Source organism: Eubacterium sp. AF17-7 (assembly GCF_003461285.1).
GTDB classification, from domain to species: domain Bacteria; phylum Bacillota; class Clostridia; order Lachnospirales; family Lachnospiraceae; genus Eubacterium_U; species Eubacterium_U album.
In genome coordinates this window covers 144,511-164,658 of sequence record NZ_QTWU01000001.1, presented here as the reverse complement: position 1 = coordinate 164,658, position 20,148 = coordinate 144,511, and the positions used below count along the sequence as shown (strand labels likewise).

The following is a 20,148-nucleotide window of genomic DNA, read 5'->3' as shown; positions in this document are numbered from 1 at the left end:
TACAGTTATACTCTTTCCTTTATTTCACCTTGTCTATAACCCTCGAGTAATTCCTCAAGTTCTTTTATTTGCTTCTTAATATTTTTTCCTATATCACTGTCTCTAACCATAACTCGTTTATCTATAGTCTCTATTCTATCTGCAGTTGATTCAATATCTTTATTTTCTTCAAGTGCCGTTTCAATACTTTCAAATGGCTGATGTGACATAAGTCTCATGCTGTGGGAATTATAAATTAACGTATATCCTGCAATACCTGTAGTATCATGATATGCTTTGCAGAATCCGCCATCAATTATTATAAGTTTGCCATTTGCATGAACCGGCTTTTCTCCTTTTGTTACCCTGATTGGCGTATGGCCGTTAATTATATGAGACATTGGTGAATACATATCAAAATCATGAAGAATCATATTACATGTTTTTTCATCTTTATAAAAATCATAATATGGATTCTTAGGTTCATTCCATGCATTTTTATCATCAATAAAAGTTCTTTCAAATGTCTTTATTCTTCTTCCTGATAGCGGAGATTTTTCACCGCACCACAAATACCACATAAAATCAAGTTCATCCTGATTATTCTTATTAAAATAAGCTTTTCTCGCCATTTTATCAGCATAATCAAGATAATCTTTTCCTTTATAATTCTTGTCATTTAATTTAATAACAGCAAAATTTCCATCCTCATCCAAAGGAACGCAGCCATGATATAACAGATTATTATTGAAACAACAATACATACTTCCTTTTGCATATAAGAATTCTATATGTTGTTTTAAACGTTTGTTATTAACATACATTCTGCGAAGTTCTTTCACGAGTTGCTTTTCTTCTGATGATAATTCGTACGGATTTTCTCTATCAACTGTTGGGAAATTAACATCATTCATCTCATATGTATTTCCTTCAATTTGAATAGTTCCATTTTCATAATTTATTTTATGTAAAAGTCTTCTATCATCCATATTATATTCGGGATGTCTCGAAATAATCTGTCCTTCTAATTTAAATAAAATGACTGAAATTGCTTTTAATGCTGCTTTCATAGGTTCCATATCCGGGTATAATCTTTCTGCAAAAAGCGTTAAAGTTCTAAGACTTATTCCATATCCGTTTTCAAGCATTTGCATATTATTATACTGAATATTATTTCTTATTGTCGTGGCAATACACGCATCACTTCCGGCTGTTGCTCCCATCCACAAAATATCATGATTTCCCCACTGTATATCTATTGAATGGTGTTCCATCAGCAAATCAAGAATATCATCAGGATGTTCTCCTCTGTCAAATACATCCCCCACTATATGCAAATGGTCTACCGCAAGACGCTTTATCAGGGTCGATAATGCTTCTATAAATTCCTCTGCATTTTTTATACTAATAATTGTGTCTAATATTTTTTCATGATAAACAATCTGATTATTGTCTTCATCTTCCTGCATATGTAAAAGTTCATCAATAATATATCTATAGTCCTGAGGCATGGCTTTTCTCACTTTAGAACGTGTATACTTTGATGAAAATTTCTTTGCTATATTAATAAGTTTTTTCAAATTATCCCTATACCAACCGTCCGTCAGTTTGTCTTCCTGCCTAAGCAAATTCATTTTTTCTTTCGGATAATAGATTAATGTACATATCTCTTTTCGTTCTTCCTTCGTCATAATGTCACTAAACATTCTGTCTACTTTGTCTCTTACTTCACCTGCACAGTTATTTAACAAATGACAAAAAGCTTCATACTCTCCATGCAAATCACTCATAAAATGTTCTGTTCCTTTTGGAAGATTTAATATTGCATTTAAATTTATAATTTCTGTACACACAGACTGTATCGTTGGGTATTTTTCTGAAAGTAACTGTAAATATCTTTTTTCGCTCATATCTGTATCTCCAAATCTTTCTCTTCTTATATAAACATAAGAAACTCTCGCTTTGACTTAATTTCAAAAAATTAAATCCTAATGCAAGAGTTTCTCTATTATCATTTATTTAAGTCTCTCTAAAGTTTTTAACAATAATTCCCATGTTCTTTCTGTTGATGCAATAGATAACACTTCTTTTGTAGTATGAATATCATGCATCTGTGGTCCAAACGAAATACAATCAAGTCCTTCTATTTTTGATGAAAAAATTCCACACTCAAGTCCTGCATGAATTCCTTCAACTATAGGTTCTTTACCGTAAATTTCCTTATATACATCTACCATAATATCGCGCACTTTAGAATTTTCAACATATTCCCATGCCGGATATTCTCCGCTTATGCTTATTTCTTCTCCAAGCAAATCCGCTAATGAGCGAATTTTTTCTATTAAATATTTCTTTTCTGAAGCTTTTGAACTTCTTACTGAATAAGTAAATGTTATGTCATCTTTATTTGTTCTTAACACGCCTAAATTAAGTGATGTCTGAACTAATCCCTCTACATCATGGCTCATTTTCTGTACACCATGTGGCATATTAACTAAAGTCATAATTGCTCTAATTGTAGTTGGAACTGTTGCAACATCAAGTACCTGACTTGGAAGGACATTAGTTGTAAGTCTCATATCAGGGTCTGTATGCTTGTATTCATCCTTTATCTCTTCAAATGTTTCTTCTACTATCTGTTTTACTTTATCAACGTTTTCAGGTAATACGGCAATTGCAGCTTCACTTAATTTAGCAATTGCATTGTCTTTCTCCCCACCATTAATTGAAATAATTCTTATATCCATATTTTGAACAAGATTTAATAAGATTCTTCCAAGAGCAACATTCGCATTAGCTCTTCCTAAATGAATTTCTGCCCCTGAATGTCCTCCTGTAAATTGATCTAGCTTTATTTCAAATATCTGTCCGTTTACAGGTTCATGCTGAAATGGAACTTTGCATTCTACTGTTCCACCACCTGCACAACTTACTGTAAATACCCCTTCATCCTCTGAATCAGCATTTAATAAAATCTTTCCTTTTAAAACTGATGTATCAAGTGCTACTGCGCCCAACATTCCAATTTCTTCATCTACTGTAAATACTGCTTCAATTGCCGGATGTTTAATGCTGTCATCGTCTAAAATGGCTAAAGCCATTGCCACTGCAATACCATCGTCGCCGCCAAGCGATGTTCCTTTTGCACTAATGTAATCTCCATTAATCTCTAAATCTAAGCCTTCTTTTTCCATGTCTTTGTTACAATCAGCTTCTTTAACTGCAACCATATCCATGTGTCCCTGAATGATTACCGTATCTGCATTTTCATATCCTTCTGATGCATCTTTAAAAATAATTACATTTTTGCTTTCATCCTGAATATATTTTAAATTATGTTCCTTTGCGAAATCCACAAGGTAATTACTTATCTTTTCTACATTCTTTGAACCATGTGGTATCTGTGTTATCTCTTCAAAATATTTAAATACACTTGTTGGTTGTAAATTTTCTAATACTTTCATTTTATGTCATCCTTTCCTGCTGTTAAACTTCTTTATTTATTCTGCTCCATCATTAGAATCTGCTGCATTATTATCATTATCCTGTGCCGCTGCCTGTGTTGGTGCCACTGTTGGAGCCTGCGTTGGCGCTACTGTTGTTGGTACCACTGTAGCTGCCTCTGTTGTTGGTGCCACTGTTGTTGGTGCTGCCGTTGTTGTTTCTTTAGCTTTCTTTGTTTTCTTTTCTGTAGTCTTTTCTTCTGTTGTTGTTTCCTTCTTGTAAGTTGTTACAACTGTTGCTTTTGTTGTGTATTCTTCTGTTGTATATTCTTGTGTTGTTGTCTCCTGAGTGGTATTTTCGGTTTCTTTAGCATCTTTATTTCCACCTGTCAGATTATTTGCAAGAATAATTACAAGAACAACTATAAGTATTGCTGCTACTGCTAATGCTAATGCAATAATACTCATCTTTTTATTCTTATTGCTCTCTCTTAATATTTCTAATTCGTCTTCTTCTATACCATCATCGTCAGTTTCTCCGTAAAACAGGTCTTCTATAACTCCTGCTCTCTCCTTCTGAGCATTTTCCGCTTCATCATCAAACTGAAAATCTGTAGTGTTAAAATTAAAGTCATCAACTTCCTGAGGTTCTATGTCCTCAAATTCCATAGCTTTATTTTCTTCAAAAATCTTTGTATCAGCCATGCCTGATAAATCCTGAGTTTTAGATATATCATCTTCTTCTACGTTAAAGATTTTTGTCTTGCCTTCATCCGCATTAATTGCATCCGATAGTTCCTCTGTTTCTGAGAAATCGATATCATCTAAAAAAGTTTTCTTAGCATCTGAATCAACCGGCGTTCCACATATATGGCATGTCTTCTGCCAATCTGCCAATTGAGTTCCACAATGTTTACAATACATATGTACATATCCTCCCTGTGTTTTAAATTAAGCATCCATATATATATATACGAAAAAAAATGCTATTTTATTTATTTCTTTTTTGTTTTGTATTATAATAACACAGTAACTAAATTTTATAAATACATTCGCAGGAGATTATTTTATGTGGAACAGAATAGAACTTAAAGCAGCTGCAAAGCAAAGATTTCATTCTAACTATTGGCCATCAGTTGTTGTAGCTGTTATCTTATCAATTACATTGGGAACTTTTTCTTTTGGAAACAGTTTCTCTAACGCAACTTCTGATAATTATTATAGCAGTTCAGATATTAATAATATACTATCTGATTCTCCTATTCCTGACTCATCATATTCAGATATGTCAGCATACATGAAGAATTACATATCTTCCATTTTCCCAGGAGTAAATGTTAATACAATACTTCAAGGACTCTCATTAATAATATTAATAGTTGGATTACTTTCAATACTTTTAAATGTTTTTGTATTTAATCCTTTGCAGGTTGGGTGCCAGCATTGGTTTATTCGTTCAAGAACTGAAGACAATTATAATATTGGTAGTGTAGGATTTACATTTAAAGAAGGATATGGAAATGTTACAAAAACAATGTTCTTAAAACAGCTTTACACATTTTTCTGGTCATTGTTATTTGTCTTTCCCGGAATCATCAAATCCTATGAATATCGTATGATTCCTTATTTACTTGCTGAGAATCCATATATGAGTACAGATGAAGCCTTTGCAAGAAGCCGTTCTATGATGGATGGCGAAAAATGGAACGCTTTCGTTCTTGATTTATCATTTATAGGTTGGAACATTTTATCAGCATTTACTTTAGGTCTTGTCGGTCTTTTTTACGTTGCGCCATATCAGGCATACACTAATATGGAATTGTATGTAACATTATGTTCTAAACCTAATAATGGATTTACCGGAACAGATTATAATAATTATAACGGTTATACCAACGCTAATGGATTTGATAATAATTCAGGTTATGGCAGTGGTTATAATAACAATGGATATGGTAATGATTATAATGACCATAGTTCAGGCTTTAGTAGTAGTTATGACAATGGCAACTATAATAATGACAATTCAAATTATGATAATAGTTCTAATAACTACGATTACAACAACCATGATAATTTAGATGAATAGATTATGCTTATAAAATTTTAATATTTTTAGAATAAAAATGACCATCAAATGATGGTCTTTTTTTATAGGTGGTCAGTTATGTACTGTTCCACATTGTCCTTTTCAATATCTAAAGCAATTGAAAATTCTTCATATAGATTTTCTTTTGCTTCTTTTAAATATCTGTCGTCAACATATGTAATTTTCTTTCCCTGTTGAACTCTTTCCTTATTACGCATATGCAATGTCTTAATAATTCTAATCCATTCAACACAATCACATGACGAAATTGCTTCTTTATATTTAGCCTCTCTAAGTCTTTCATTGTTAATCCACAACGGCTCAATACTTTTAATCTCATTTACAATATCTTCCGCCTGATCTTTCGAAATAACTGATCTCATTGTTACCCTGTTGTTGTCTACAGGATAAAATACTTTACTCTGTTCAGATTTCATTGGTACCAAAACATAATATAACTTATCTTTGTCGGCACCCGATATCTCTAACTTAGTAATGTCATCAATCTTACAAACCCCATTTCTGCCGTGTACAACATATTCTCCTATTTTAAACACTTATCTCACCTCTGACTTTTCTTTTCGGCTATGTATTTATTATACTCCTTTAACCGACAAAATGTCATAGGCATAATAAACAAACTTTAACACGCTAATGTTTGTTCATTATGTTAACTATTTAAACTCTACACTGACTCACCATTGTCAAAATCATCATCTTCTTCACCTTCATCATCTTTTTCTGCTAAATATCTGATGTAAGCCTGTTCTTCTAACTTTTCATCGTCTTCCATTATTCCGTTTTTATTTTTATCAAATTTCTTATCATATGGTCCAAACATACAAACCTCCCTATTTACTCATTTTTAACTGCATTTACATCATACGGTGTTGTCTGATATACATAATAATTTAACCAGTTTGTGAATAACAACTGTCCTGCTGAACGCCAATTAACAACCGGCTCTTTTGTTGGATCATCATCAGGGAAATAATTTACAGGAACTTTAGGATTCATTCCCTTTTCCGTATCTCGTATATATTCTAATTTTAAAGTATCAGCATCATATTCCGAATGGCAAAATACAAAGAACTGTCTACTATCCTCGCTTTTAACAATTGCTACTCCGGCCTCATCCGATTCTGCCATCAATTCAAGTTTAGGTTCTGCAAGAATCTGCTCTTTTGTAATTTCAGTTGCTCTTGAATGTGGAGCGTAAAATACATCATCAAATCCTCTAAATAGTGGAGCATTTTTCTTAAGAATATGATGTTTATAAATTCCTGATAGCTTAGGTATTCTGTCTCTCTTTCTAATACCATAATGATAATAAAGGCCCGCATAAGCGCCCCAGCACAAATGGAATGTACAATGTACATGTTTCTTTGACCATTCCATTATCTTGCATACTTCATCCCAGTAATCGACATCTTCATAATCTATAAAATCAAGTGGTGCCCCTGTGATAATCAATCCATCATAAAAATGATCTTTTACTTCATCGAATGATTTGTAAAATTCATCTAAATGACTACTGTCTGTATGCTGCGATTTATATGTTACTGTCTGTAAAAATTCCACCTGAATCTGTAATGGAGTATTAGATAATTTTCTTAAAAGCTGTGTCTCAGTTACAATTTTAGTCGGCATTAAATTCAATACTAAAACATTTAATGGTCGTATATCCTGAGTCATAGCTCTCTGCTCTGTCATTACAAAAATATTCTCCTGCTCTAAAATATGCTGTGCAGGCAAATTCTGTTTTACTTTAATAGGCATCTTTCTTCACCTCTATCAAATTCATATGTAATATAAAATGACGTTGGGGGGTCTAAAGCCTCCAACTTTAATTCCTACGAATTGTTTAGTGCTATGCACTCCCACAATCCTAGCATCATAAAACTATATTATACCACAAATCTATTATATCCACCAATAACATTTAGCTAATTGCCATACAAAAAATTTACTTCTTCTATAAATGCTTCAAATGTAATTCATCCCATATAATTTAGATATGCAATATGGCAATAAAAAATGTGCTTCAGTTTTACTAAAACCAAAACACATTTTTTACATTTATAAATTGCAAAATTACTTTCATTATTTATTATTACTATATAACAAGTAATTTATTCATCTTTTATTTTCTTCTTACAGTTACTTTAACTTTTAATTTCTTGCCGCTCTTAAGATTTACTGTAATTGTAGCTTTTCCTTTCTTCTTCTTCGCTTTAATAACACCTTTTTTATTAACGGTAGCTATTTTTTTATTAGATGATTTATAACTTTTTACTTTATCGCCTGCTGATAAATTTGATACTCGTATTCTATTATATTTTCTGCGAAATCTTAGTGTAACCTTTGTTGTATTTAATTTTCCTGTAGGCTTAAGTTTTTTCGTCTCTTTTGTCTGTAATTTTCCACATACACTACAAATTCTTACTTTAGTTCCTTTTGCAAATATAGTTGCACTTTTTGTAGTTACCCACTGTGAATAAATATGTCCGTCTTCTATACAATCAAACTGCATAAGGAAATTCAAATCTGCATTTCCATTTACTCCGGGAACTTTTCCGGTTGATGTTGATTGCCATATCTGGTAAGGCTTTGTATATGAGCATGCCGAATTATATTGTGCTACCCACTTTGTCCATTGATTAAATCTGCTATCTGTAAGTTTATTTGTCCACCAATTTAGATTTGCATAAACGCCTGCCTTATAACCTGCTGCAATAGTCTTATTAAAAAATGCTGTAGCAAAATTTCCTAACTGCTTTGGAGTAAGTCCGTTTTGTGATGAATCTTCATAATCTATATAAATAGGATATGTTGGTTTTGCGCCTGTAGATTTAATTAATCTTAAAACATGATTTGCTTCGCTCTTTGCATCAGACTTACTTAAAGCATACGAATATATGTAAATTCCATAAGGAATATTGTACTTCTCACATCCTGCAACATTTTGTGCAAAATATTTGTCATCCTGACTTGTTAAATTGTTTCCATATCCGCAACGGATAATAACAAAGTCAACATCCGATTTACTAACTTTTTCCCAATCTATTTTTCCCTGATGATGACTTACATCTAAACCTTTTGCAACAGCGCCTGTAATTTGCTTTAATTTGTCATTATAGAATTTACCGTTACTTTCTCCCCATGCTGTCTTTTTTGATGTTGTTGGTGCTTCCGTTGTTGGGACCTGTGTTGTTGGGGCCTGTGTTGTTGTCTCTACCGTAGGAGCCTGTGTTGTTGTTTCAGTTACAGGCTGTGTTGTTGTAATATCTGTAGTTGATGATTCCTGTACTGTAGAAGTTTCTGTTGTACTTGTCTCTATTGTACTTGTCTCTTTTGATGGTTCTGTAGTTTCCTGTGATTCTTTTGTTGTTTCCTGCTGACTACCATCAACAGTCACCGGTTCTTCTTCAGCATTTACCCTTACTGAATATTTATTATTCTGATTTGTTTTTGCCTGTGCCTTTACACTTGTAAAATTAAATGGCACCGTCGTAGCAATTAGTGCCGCCACAAGAAAAACGGCTACTTTTTTCTTTGCTTCTGATTTCATATCTTCTCCTTTTATATAGCATTGTATATTTGACTCAAATTTATATTGTAACTAGCATATACTTTACAAACTCTCTTGTAAAATATCGATTTCTCATCACTTTTTCAATTTTACTGTATATATAAATTATTACAATAGACTGCGCTAAATTTCAGAATTTTTGCCACACTTTTGTTAACTAAAAACACTTTCTTTATTTGAAATTAACAACTGTTATTCCGTATTTTTTACTACGCATTATCATAACTCCGATATTTTTTTCCTTATAGTATGTCTAATATTTTTTCAGCAAATTCTACTACAAACACTACTACGCAACTGATAACTGCCACCTGAAACAGACTTCTTCCCCACCATGCAAGTGCAACTGCAGTAATAAGTGCTATGATTGCAGATAATGTACTCTGCGTAGAATCCAAAATTGCCGGGAACGTCATTACTGCCAATGTTACATATGGGACGTAATATAAAAATGACTTTAATGTCTGATTTTTTATCTCTTTTCTTATTAATGTAAGAGGAAGCACTCTTATCAAATATGTAACAAGTGCCATTGCAAATATGTAAATATATATTTTACTGTTCAATTATTTTTCCTCCTTTACAGGGAACAAAATTGCTGCTCCAAGTGAAATTACTACTGTAAGTATTATTATTTTCACACCACTTGATATAGCTGAAAATAATGCTAATTTATTAAATATGTAACTTGCGACAAAACTTATTATTATCAATACTGCAACTATTTTATTCTTTCTCGCAGGAGGTATTATAACTGCTATAAACATTCCATATAAACCTACGCTTAATGCACTAACCACTGAAATAGGAAGAAAATTTCCAAGCACTACGCCAAATACAGTTCCAAATACCCATGCAGGTGATGCAACTGCTGCCATTCCGAAATTATAATACGGGTCTAATTTCCCGTCTGTCAGTATTGACACTCCAAATATTTCATCTGTTATAAAATATCCCATTATGAGCCTTTTCCAAATTGGTGTGTCTGCCGGGATTTTCTGACTCAATGCACATGACATAAGCAAATATCTTGCATTTGCAACCGCTTCCATAACAACCATTTCTATTAAACCTGCATGAGCTGCAATCAAAGTAAAGCAAATATACTCTCCCGCTGATGCATGAAGTCCAAAACTTGTTAATCCTGCTTGAAATGCTGTAATTCCTGCTTTTTTCGCCGCTATTCCTAATGTAAATGCCACAGCCAGATATCCCATGGCTATTGGTATTCCATTTTTTATTCCCCTTACAAATTCTTTTCTATGTGTATGTTGTTCCATTTTACCTAATCCCATTATTTATTAAATTACTGTATATAAATTATGTAATGCCCCGCCCTTCGGTCGGCGGTTATTCGTCGGAAACTTTTATAGGAAATGAACTTCGTTCATTTTGTTTCCTCCTGGATAAAAAACTTTACCACTGTATAAGTGCCGCTCCCCAAGTTAATCCGGCACCAAATCCGGCAAGTAAAATCAAATCGTTTTCTTTAATTTTTCCTTCTTTATTTACTTTATCTAAAAGTATCGGTACGCTTGCCGCAGAAGTATTTCCGCATGTATCCAGATTTACAGGAATTTTGTCCATAGGTATTTTCTTTCTCTTTGATATAGAAGTTAAAATTCTTAAATTTGCCTGATGAAGCACAAATAATTCAACATCATCTATATTCTTTCCTGCCTTATTTAGGACTTCATCTATGCATTCAGGAACTTTTTTTACTGCAAATTTGAATACTGACTGACCTTCCATTGAGACATATCCCGGTGTCAAATCTCCTTTCACAATAGGATTATTGTTTTCACGTCCTTTGCACGCTAATACATCTCCGCCTGCTCCATCTGCGCCCTGTATTCCTGCTAAAATTCCCGGTGTTTCGCTTGCTGCAACAACTGCTGCACCTGCTCCGTCACCAAATAAAATACATGTTCCCCTGTCATTCCAGTCTACGATTTTTGACAAAGTCTCCACTCCAATTAAAAGTGCATTTTTATACATGCCCGTTTTTATGTACGCATCTGCTGTATTGAGTGCAAATAAAAATCCTGAGCATGCTGCATTTATATCAAATGCAGTTGCATTTACAGCCCCTAACTCCTTCTGAACGCTACATGCTGTACTAGGCAAAAGATTATCTGCTGAAACAGTTGCTACTATTATTAAATCTATATCCTCAGGTTGCAAATTTGCATTTTCAAGTGCATCCTTTGCTGCCATTGATGCCATAGTAACCGTAGTTTCGTCTTCGACTATATGACGGCTTTGTATCCCTGTTCTTTCCCTGATCCATTCATCATTTGTATCTACAAGCTGTGCTATATCATCATTTGTTAATACTTTTTTTGGAAGATAACTTCCTGTTCCCACTATTTTTGTATACATTTTTCTCTCCATTTTAATATTCAATTATGTTTATTCATTATCTGCCCCGAAGCCTGTTGATATTAACGAAAGAACGCTCGCGCTGCTTGTCCCTCGTAGCGGTTCTAACGTTTTGCCATATGGTCTGACTTTAGAACCTTTGGTTCTAATCATTCCACATGGCAAAACATTGAACCGACGGGGACAAATGCTCTTTCTCTTAATATCAACAAGCTTCGGGGCAATATATAAATCATTGTTAATTTACTACTATATGGAGTATAGAGAATATTAATTTCTTTGTCAAATTAAAATACCCCATTTGGGTAGATTGTAATCTGCCCAAATGGGGTGAATGATAAGAAATTATTTTATAAGATAATTAAAATTTTTTCTCTGATTTTTTCAAAGTATTATTCAGTTAATGTCAATAATTGTAACACCGACATTATTCTTTTTTTCTGCAACGCATTATTTTGTTAACACCTGCATTTCCCACAATGAATATCCATATGGTAAACCTCTCTTAACACCCTGCATTCTTACATATCTTGCATTTACTGTGTTAAATGTAATTGTATCTATACCTCCGTTCTTTCCTGTTACATCCTTTGCTGTTGTCCAATTCTTTCCATCTGTTGATGTCTGAATCTTATATGATTCTCCATATGCTGCTTCCCAGTTAAGTACAACTTTACTAACTGCATATGTCTTTCCTAAATCTACTGCAATCCATGCATTATCTGCAAAATTTGATGACCATCTTGTATCTTTATTTCCATCTACTGCATTACTACCTGCAAACTCATTATTTTCATTTCCTGAAGTTGTAACATTTTTGCCCTTAGCTACATTAGTCGCTTCTTCTTTTACTATTTTCTTAGTAAATACAATATCTCCAATATTAACTGCTCCATCAACTGAACTAATTGCAATTGTGTGTTCACCATTTGATAATGTCAGCTGTAAATTGTGTTGTACAAATTCTGTCCAACTTGTACTTCCTATAACCGGTACATTTATCGCATTTGTTCCATCAACTTTTACTGTAATGTTCTTTGCATTATATTTTACATCTCCTGCTGCTAAACCTATATTTACCTTATACGTTCCGTCTTCTGCATTAACCTTATATTCTAATGAAGACCCTGACACAAGATTTCCCACATAATTTGGTGTTGTTGATGTATTCTTTGTTATTCCTGATGTAGCACTTGCATACTCAGTTGCATTAATTGTTCCCGGAATTTTCTTTGCTGTTTCTGTTACTGTCTCTCCTCCACTTGATTTCGAAAGTCTCTTTTCAAGCTGATCGTAATAAAGTGACTGTGGATATAATGTTGCTCCTTTTCCAATTCCTTCTTTATAGTCTTCCGGTGCTGTATTTACAGTTCCATACTGTGAAGACATTGTTGTAGGTGTTGTCTTAACATTTGTAGCAGCACCTTGAGTTCCTATAATATAACCATTTCCAAACTGTCTTGAATCAATAATATAATTCATTCCTGACTTATAATAATTTCCTTTTGTGTTCCAGAAAACAGTTTCTGTTGATGTATAACCATGTCTGTTTCCTGCAGTGCCACCATATGGTCTTACATTTGATTCAACAAAATCACCATTAAGTTCTTCATTATCAATTAAGTTAGACATACTTAAATACATATGGAAATCACTTCCGTATTTTGGATTTGTTGATGTATAATGATAAATTACATTTCCACTTGTATATGCATATTTAAATGAAAAACTATGTCTTGCACTTGTTGATGAGCAATTTTTAATTAATGCTTCCTGTGAACAAACATTCATTCCATAACCGTTTCCGCCACCACCTTCATATTGTGGATGACTGAAATCACAGCTGTCAATTGTAATGCTTCTGCACTGGCTTAAATCAAGTCCGTTCGAAATCATATGAATTTGACTTGCATTTCCTGCCTGATATGTAGAAATATTCTTTGCAAAACAGTTTACATTTAATGCAAATTTAATCAAAAATGCATTATTTGCATCATATGCTCCTGTTCCACTTGTCTTATAGTCTTCCTCTCCCCAGCCATTTGTCTTGCTGTTGGCTTTATTTCCAATGGAAAAGTCTGTCAATCCTACATTCTGCTGCTTTGGAGTTACTTTATAAACTCTGGCATTGTCTCTTGTTTTCATATAATATCTTGTAGGGATATCAATTGTAATTGTCTTACTATTCTTATCTACTGCTGTTATCTGTCTATAAAATGTTGTTCCCATTGTTGTAGGATTTACACTTGCTGACCAGAATCCTGACATCTGATGTTCATTAATCCATGCAGCTGTTCTGTCACTTCTGATAATTACCCAATCACCAACTTTTAAATTTCCAACATTACTCAAATAAATTTTATTTGTTGGTGTTTTTGGTATATCCTGTGACAAACTATAATAATTTCCATCGTCAGCACTATTCCATGTTCCTCCATTTGGAGATACATTAATAACCTGACTATATCTCATATTTTCCGCATAGCCTCTTATAAAAGTCTTTCCTTTTCCTGCTCCTTTAAATAAGATGTTGCTGCCTTTTATTCTTAAAGCTGCTGAATTTGAAGTAGTTGGCTTTACCTTGTATGTTCCTTCCGGAAGATATACTGTTCCACCACCTGCTGCCTCAACAGCGTTGATTGCATTTTGAATTGCTGCTGTTGAGTCTTTCGCTCCTGTACTGTCAGCTCCATAATTTACTACATTTACATACATTCCACTCATCTGAGTTGGAACTTCTTTTTCACCTTTTTCATATCCTGCATATGAAAAATCCTGTAAAAACTGTCCGCTACTGTTCATGTATCCGGGTGTCCAGTTACTCGGATATAAACTACTTCTCCATGTGTCTGCTCCTTTTACCGAAGCTGTTCCGTTAATTGTTCCTAATGATGCGGTAACCATCATTAAAGAAAGTGCCATTGACACTAACTTTCTCCTGTTCATTTTTTACCCTCCAATTTTCCTAATATAATTATATAAAAGAGGCCCATAGCCCTTTTTCATGCCATGAAGCCTCTTTAATACCTGTCCTTTAATCTAGTATTTTACTTTCCGTATATCTGCATTTCCCATAATGAGTATCCATACGGAAGTCCTCTCTTAACACCCTGCATTTTTACATATCTTGCATTTACTGTGTTAAATGTAATTGTATCAATACCACCGTTCTTTCCTGTTACATCTTTTGCTGTTGTCCAATTCTTTCCATCTGTTGATGTCTGAATCTTATATGATTCTCCATATGCACCTTCCCAGTTAAGTACAACCTTATCAATTGCATATGTTTTTCCTAAGGCAACGGAAATCCATGCATCATCTGCAAAATTTGATGACCATCTTGTTCCTTCATCTCCATCAAATGCATTTGCTGCTGCCATTGCATCTGTCTCTGCTCCTGATGTTGATGCTGTTTTTCCTTTAGAAACTACGCCATATTCTGCAGTTTCCTTAACAGTTGCATATACTTCCATTTCCCACAATGAATATCCATATGGTAAACCTCTCTTAACACCCTGCATTCTTACATATCTTGCATTTACTGTGTTAAATGTAATTGTATCTATACCTCCGTTCTTTCCTGTTACATCCTTTGCTGTTGTCCAATTCTTTCCATCTGTTGATGTCTGAATCTTATATGATTCTCCATATGCTGCTTCCCAGTTAAGTACAACTTTACTAACTGCATATGTCTTTCCTAAATCTACTGCAATCCATGCATCATCTGCAAAATTTGATGACCATCTTGTTCCTTCATCTCCATCAAATGCATTTGCTGCTGCCATTGCATCTGTCTCTGTTCCTGATGTTGATGCTGTTTTACCTTTAGCAACATTTACTAATGTTGTTTCTCCTTCATCTGGTTTTGAAGGTTCTGTTGGCTGTTCAGGTTCTGTTGTGCTTCCACCATTAATTGTGTAAGTAGCTGTTGCAATTTCTGAAGCAATCATTCCTTTTCTGTATGCTATTGCTTTAATTGTTGTATCCTTATTTAAAGTAATGCTTGGTACATAAAGTTTTGAATTTTCATTTGGTGTAGAACCATCTGTTGTATATCTGATTTCAACACCCTTTGTTGCACTGCTAATCTGTAACTTCTTATTTCCTGAGTAATTTCCTGAAGCTAAGCTAAATGTTGGCTGTTCAACCTTCTTTGCTTCATATACTCCAACTTCCCAAAGAGAATATCCATACTGCATTACTCTCTTTTCGCCCTGGAATCTTACATATCTGCATTTTGTTGCATCAAATACAATTTCTTCATCTCCACCTTTTCCTGATGTTGTGCTGTAAACTGTATTCCAATTGTTTCCGTCCACTGATGTCTGAATCTTATATGCTGTTGCATATGAAGCTTCCCAATCAAGTGTTACTTTGTTGATTGTGTAATTTCCACCTAAATCAATGTTGAACCACTGATCATCTGTAAATTCTGATGACCATCTTGTTGTTCCATCATTATCTACTAATTTGTCACCACTTACTGATGGATTTTCACTTGAAGATATTGTTACATTCTTTCCTAATGCAATGTTAGTATTCTTTGATACTTCTGCACCATTTACTGTAATTGTTGAAGATGCCATTGCTGATGTAATATATCCGTCTTTTACTGCTATTGCTTTTACTGTTGATGTACTTGATACAGGAATAATACCATCATAAACTTTTGATGAAGTTGTTGGTCTTGTTCCATCTGTTGTGTAGTAAATTGTTGCACCTTCAGTTGATGACTTAATTTCTACATACTGTGTATCATCATATGTACCTGTTGGAACTGAAATTTCAGGTGTTTGAGCCTGAGTAATATCAAATTTCTTATCTTTGTATACTTCAAAGCTTACTAATGCTTTTGCACCAATTGTTGCTGTTCCTAAAGTTGTTCCATTTGCGTTCTTAAATGTTACTTTCTTTGTAGCATTTGTTGGGTTCCATACTGTAGCAGTATATTTATTTGTATTCTTATTGTAGTAAACTGCTGCTGAGCAATCTCCTGTTGCTACAATATCAGTTGTCTTTGTTCCTAATTCTTTCATACTGTTAATGAACCAGTATGTATTTGCTGTATCTGTTTTCTGTACCTTATCATCATTTGCAAGGAATTTCTGTAATGCCAATGTTGGATTTGTCTGTGATAAGAATGGCCATGTAATATGCTGCCAACCTGTATCTGCCTGTGGATATGTATCTAACATTGTCTGAATTTCTTCTTCAGTCTTTCCTTCATTTCTAGCTACGATAACAGCTTTCTTCATAGCTGTATCTGTATCATCTAATAATCCCTGATAAATTTCTGCGCATCTTGCCTGATTCATACCATAGTATGTTAAATATTCAGAAATCGGTAACCACTGAATACCATATACATATAATGGCTGTCCACCGAAGAATGTACCGTAGAAGTTAATTCCACCATAAACCTGTCCTACTACATCATATGGCCATTCTTTAACCCAGTTATCTTTATCATAATCGAACCAGTACTGTTCTACTGCATCCATTTCATTTGAGAAACCAAATACACCTGCATCTCTATATGTGTCATTTCCTGTAAGTGTTCCCCATAAGTATAAACTTACCCAGCTGAATAATGATTCACTTGCGGATTCCTGATTGTTTCCTGAATCATTGTCTGCGTATCCGCCTGCCCATGAATGTCCTTCATATAAATCATATGATCTGAATCTACAGAATTCACTATCATTGTCAGATGGATTTGCATAATCTCTGATTAACATTTCAATCATTTCTTTGTAATCGTTGTAGAACTCTTCATCATATGTTGCTAATACTGTAGCAGCAAACATAAAATATCCGTATGTAAAATGGTGGTCACAAATTGAAGCATTTGCACCAAATTCACTCTGTGCATAATAAAGTGTTCCCCAATTGTTATCATAAATGAAATAACTAATGTCATCTTTACCATCATATGTAAACCAGTTAATAAGAATCTTCTTAATTCTTGCAAGGAATTCATCTCTTAATTCTGTATCCCCTAACTGGTCAGCCATAAGAACTCCCATTCCTAATGGATGTAAATTCTTACCTTCCCAATAAGCATCAGCTGCAGGGTTCAAATTCTTTGTTGCATCATCTAACTGTGCTAAATACATCTGAGCCTCTTCACTGTCAAAGTCACTTCCTGATGGAATTGCAAATGTTGGAAGAAGACCTGCAAATGTCTTTGTTGTTGTAAATTTATTTGAAATGATTGTCTTTAAATCACCTCTTACAGAAGTATATGTTGTGAATGCATTGTTATCATCTGTTGAATTTTTCCACTGATGAGGAAGCATACATAACATAGATTCATTTGAAAATCCATTTCTCTTTACTGTTGTTGTTAAGTTATAGTGTGAATTAATCTTTGCATTGTCATCACTATAATCATATGTTACGGCTGTATCTGTTACAAATGCATATCCATGTGCAAAGAATGTTTCTAACTGGTTCTTTGCCTGCATTGTACCAATTGACATATATCCGTTGTCTGCCGGGAATGTTACTTTAATATAACTTCCGATTTTCTTAAATGTTGTATTTTCAGGTACTGTTAAACAATAATAACTTGTTGAGTTCTTTGTACCGTTCTTATTATCATCATCTGTAACCTGAAGTCCGATATGGTCAGCTGTAATCTTATCAAGATTATTTGCTAAAATGGCATTTCCATTTGCATCAAAGCACTGTGCATCAGCTGATGATGAAATATAAATTGTTCTTGTTGTTCCATATTCAGTAAAAATATATGGTGAACCTTTTATATGTGTTGACTGCATTGCTACATGATTATCATCACATAAACCAACTTTTACTGAGTAATCACTGTAATCCATGACTTTGTCACATGCTGACGCTGTATCAAGATTCTCAGGCATAATGTAAAAATCAGGTTTTGTTTCTGAAACTACTGAAACATTTACATCTGTTTCGCCCATTGCCGGAAGCCAGCCTTCTGTAGCTGTTAAAACTCCAAGTCCTTTTGTTGAATATTTTATCTTTAATGGAAGTGTTGATAACATATTTCCAAACTTGTTAATTAAAATTGACTGCCACCAGTCATTACTTTCAACAGGATCTTTAATATTATCTGCTGCATAAACCGGAAGTTTAGCTTTTGCTTCGTACATATCATTTGACAAATAACTTCCTTTATTGTTAGCTGTTTTCTTTACCTGAGACTGTGGTAGTGCTTCTATATTATGTGTTACCTTCTTGTCTCCATTTTTATATTCGTATACCTGTAATTCATTTATACTAAATCCACTTCCTGTCTCAACTCTTGTGTATCCATACATTCTTACATAACGTGCATTAGCATAAAGTTCTACATTGTCTACTTTATTTCCTGAACCTTTTGTCTGTCTATATAATGTTGTCCAATTATTTCCATCTGTCGATGTCTGAATATCATAAATCTTTCCTGCATCTGATGCCCAATTTATAATTACTCGACCTATCTCATAGTTTCTGCCTAAATCTACGCATAACCATTGTTTATCTTTTTCACCTGATGTCCAATATGAATTCATATTTCCATCTACAGCATTCTTTGCAAGTACTGTTGACTGGTCAATTACGCCATTGTCATCATACATCCACCATACATCTCTAAGTGATGAAGCTGTTACATTCTTGCCTTCTGCTATATTTTTTCCGTAATCTACAGGTCTCTGTGTAACTCCGTTTAATCCGAGAACCTGAAATTCATATAATGAATATCCATAAGCAGCCAAAGCTTTATCTGTCATATAAATTCTTACATATCTTGCTGAGCCACTTAAATCAATTGTTTCGTTTCCACCCTTACATGAATTGTTTGTGTAAACATCTCTCCAGTTTTCTTCATCATCAGAAAACTGAATCTTGTAAGCTGTTGCGTACGCACCTTCCCACATAAGTTTTACACCTGTAATCTGTGTAACTTTTCCGAGGTCTACGTACATCCATTCATTTTTGTTGTTCCATGAACTTTCCCATCTTGTCGATGTTGAGCCATCCACTGCATAAGACGGATCACTGTTTTCTACAGATGAACTAGCATATACCATTCTTCCGTTCGAAATAACATATGGTGTATTGTCATCCGCTGCCTTTACAGTAGGCATTAAATTCTGCGCAGGTACTACTCCAACTACCAACGCTGCTGAAAGTGCAAAACTTGCTGCTCTTTTTGACACTTTTCTTAGATTTTTAATTCTCATTGAATAAAAACCTCCCCTTCATATTTTTTATAAAAAAACGCGCTATGCGTTTTTATTCACTTTCTGCGATTACGTAAAATATTTGCCCAATCTCAACATTTTCCGCATAATATAATTAATAAAAACCCTTTCTGATTTCTATTATTATCACTCCACGGTTTACAATAATAATTCAAAACTCTATACATATTTATTTGGTAATTTTTATTTTTCTAAATTACCAAGATAAAAATAAAGCGTATATTAAAAGTTTTCAATACACGCATTAACTCACGAAATATCAGGCTGACTTGCCCGCTTTTTTGAATCCGACCCCCAACATATTCCCAATATATATGTCGTTCTATATTTAAAATATTAGAATTTAAAAACATTTTTTGCAATATATCATCAAAAAAATGTCTATTTTATTTGTTTTTTTGTTGATTTTGTACAAACACCTTACTATTTTATGGT

13 protein-coding genes are annotated in these 20,148 nt (G+C 33.7%); 1 reads left to right on the top strand and 12 read right to left on the bottom strand.

Features of this window, described 5'->3' with window-relative positions; all coding sequences use genetic code 11:
* Window positions 1-5 precede the first annotated feature (5 nt).
* From DWW96_RS00660 to DWW96_RS00650, 3 genes are all read right to left on the bottom strand, one after another.
* Window positions 6-1,889, bottom strand: coding sequence for a fructose-1,6-bisphosphatase (locus DWW96_RS00660; protein ID WP_117908369.1), 1,884 nt, complete (start codon window positions 1,887-1,889; stop codon window positions 6-8).
* Window positions 1,890-1,994: 105 nt separating this feature from the next.
* On the bottom strand, window positions 1,995-3,443 hold the full coding sequence (locus DWW96_RS00655) for an aminoacyl-histidine dipeptidase (protein WP_117908367.1): 1,449 nt from the start codon (window positions 3,441-3,443) through the stop codon (window positions 1,995-1,997).
* 36 nt (window positions 3,444-3,479) lie between these two features.
* A complete protein-coding gene (locus tag DWW96_RS00650) occupies window positions 3,480-4,346 on the bottom strand; it encodes a zinc ribbon domain-containing protein (RefSeq protein WP_117908365.1) in 867 nt (288 codons plus the stop codon).
* A 145-nt stretch (window positions 4,347-4,491) separates the two neighbouring features.
* On the opposite strand from DWW96_RS00650, the gene DWW96_RS00645 reads away from it, so the two are divergent.
* Window positions 4,492-5,511, top strand: a complete 1,020-nt coding sequence (locus DWW96_RS00645; RefSeq protein ID WP_117908363.1) for a DUF975 family protein — start codon at window positions 4,492-4,494, stop codon at window positions 5,509-5,511.
* A 62-nt stretch (window positions 5,512-5,573) separates the two neighbouring features.
* Here the strand turns inward: DWW96_RS00645 and DWW96_RS00640 are convergent, their stop codons facing one another.
* From DWW96_RS00640 to DWW96_RS00605, 9 genes are all read right to left on the bottom strand, one after another.
* Window positions 5,574-6,068, bottom strand: a complete 495-nt coding sequence (locus tag DWW96_RS00640; RefSeq protein WP_022088856.1) for a CarD family transcriptional regulator — start codon at window positions 6,066-6,068, stop codon at window positions 5,574-5,576.
* A gap of 128 nt (window positions 6,069-6,196) precedes the next feature.
* Window positions 6,197-6,352, bottom strand: a complete 156-nt coding sequence (locus tag DWW96_RS13890; RefSeq protein WP_158562616.1) for a hypothetical protein — start codon at window positions 6,350-6,352, stop codon at window positions 6,197-6,199.
* A gap of 14 nt (window positions 6,353-6,366) precedes the next feature.
* The gene (metA, locus tag DWW96_RS00635) at window positions 6,367-7,290 is read right to left on the bottom strand and encodes a homoserine O-succinyltransferase (RefSeq protein ID WP_022088854.1); all 924 of its coding nucleotides are present in this window, start codon (window positions 7,288-7,290) and stop codon (window positions 6,367-6,369) included.
* A 364-nt stretch (window positions 7,291-7,654) separates the two neighbouring features.
* The gene (locus tag DWW96_RS00630; RefSeq protein ID WP_117908361.1) at window positions 7,655-9,082 is read right to left on the bottom strand and encodes a glycoside hydrolase family 25 protein; all 1,428 of its coding nucleotides are present in this window, start codon (window positions 9,080-9,082) and stop codon (window positions 7,655-7,657) included.
* Window positions 9,083-9,345: 263 nt separating this feature from the next.
* Entirely contained in the window at window positions 9,346-9,669 is a 324-nt protein-coding gene (locus DWW96_RS00625; RefSeq protein ID WP_022088852.1) for an AzlD domain-containing protein, read from the bottom strand.
* A complete protein-coding gene (locus DWW96_RS00620; RefSeq protein ID WP_117908359.1) occupies window positions 9,670-10,398 on the bottom strand; it encodes an AzlC family ABC transporter permease in 729 nt (242 codons plus the stop codon).
* A gap of 121 nt (window positions 10,399-10,519) precedes the next feature.
* Window positions 10,520-11,485, bottom strand: coding sequence for a beta-ketoacyl-ACP synthase III (locus DWW96_RS00615; RefSeq protein WP_022088850.1), 966 nt, complete (start codon window positions 11,483-11,485; stop codon window positions 10,520-10,522).
* A gap of 450 nt (window positions 11,486-11,935) precedes the next feature.
* Window positions 11,936-14,431, bottom strand: coding sequence for a discoidin domain-containing protein (locus tag DWW96_RS00610; protein WP_117908357.1), 2,496 nt, complete (start codon window positions 14,429-14,431; stop codon window positions 11,936-11,938).
* Window positions 14,432-14,532: 101 nt separating this feature from the next.
* A complete protein-coding gene (locus DWW96_RS00605) occupies window positions 14,533-19,692 on the bottom strand; it encodes a discoidin domain-containing protein (RefSeq protein WP_117908355.1) in 5,160 nt (1,719 codons plus the stop codon).
* Window positions 19,693-20,148: the final 456 nt, after the last annotated feature.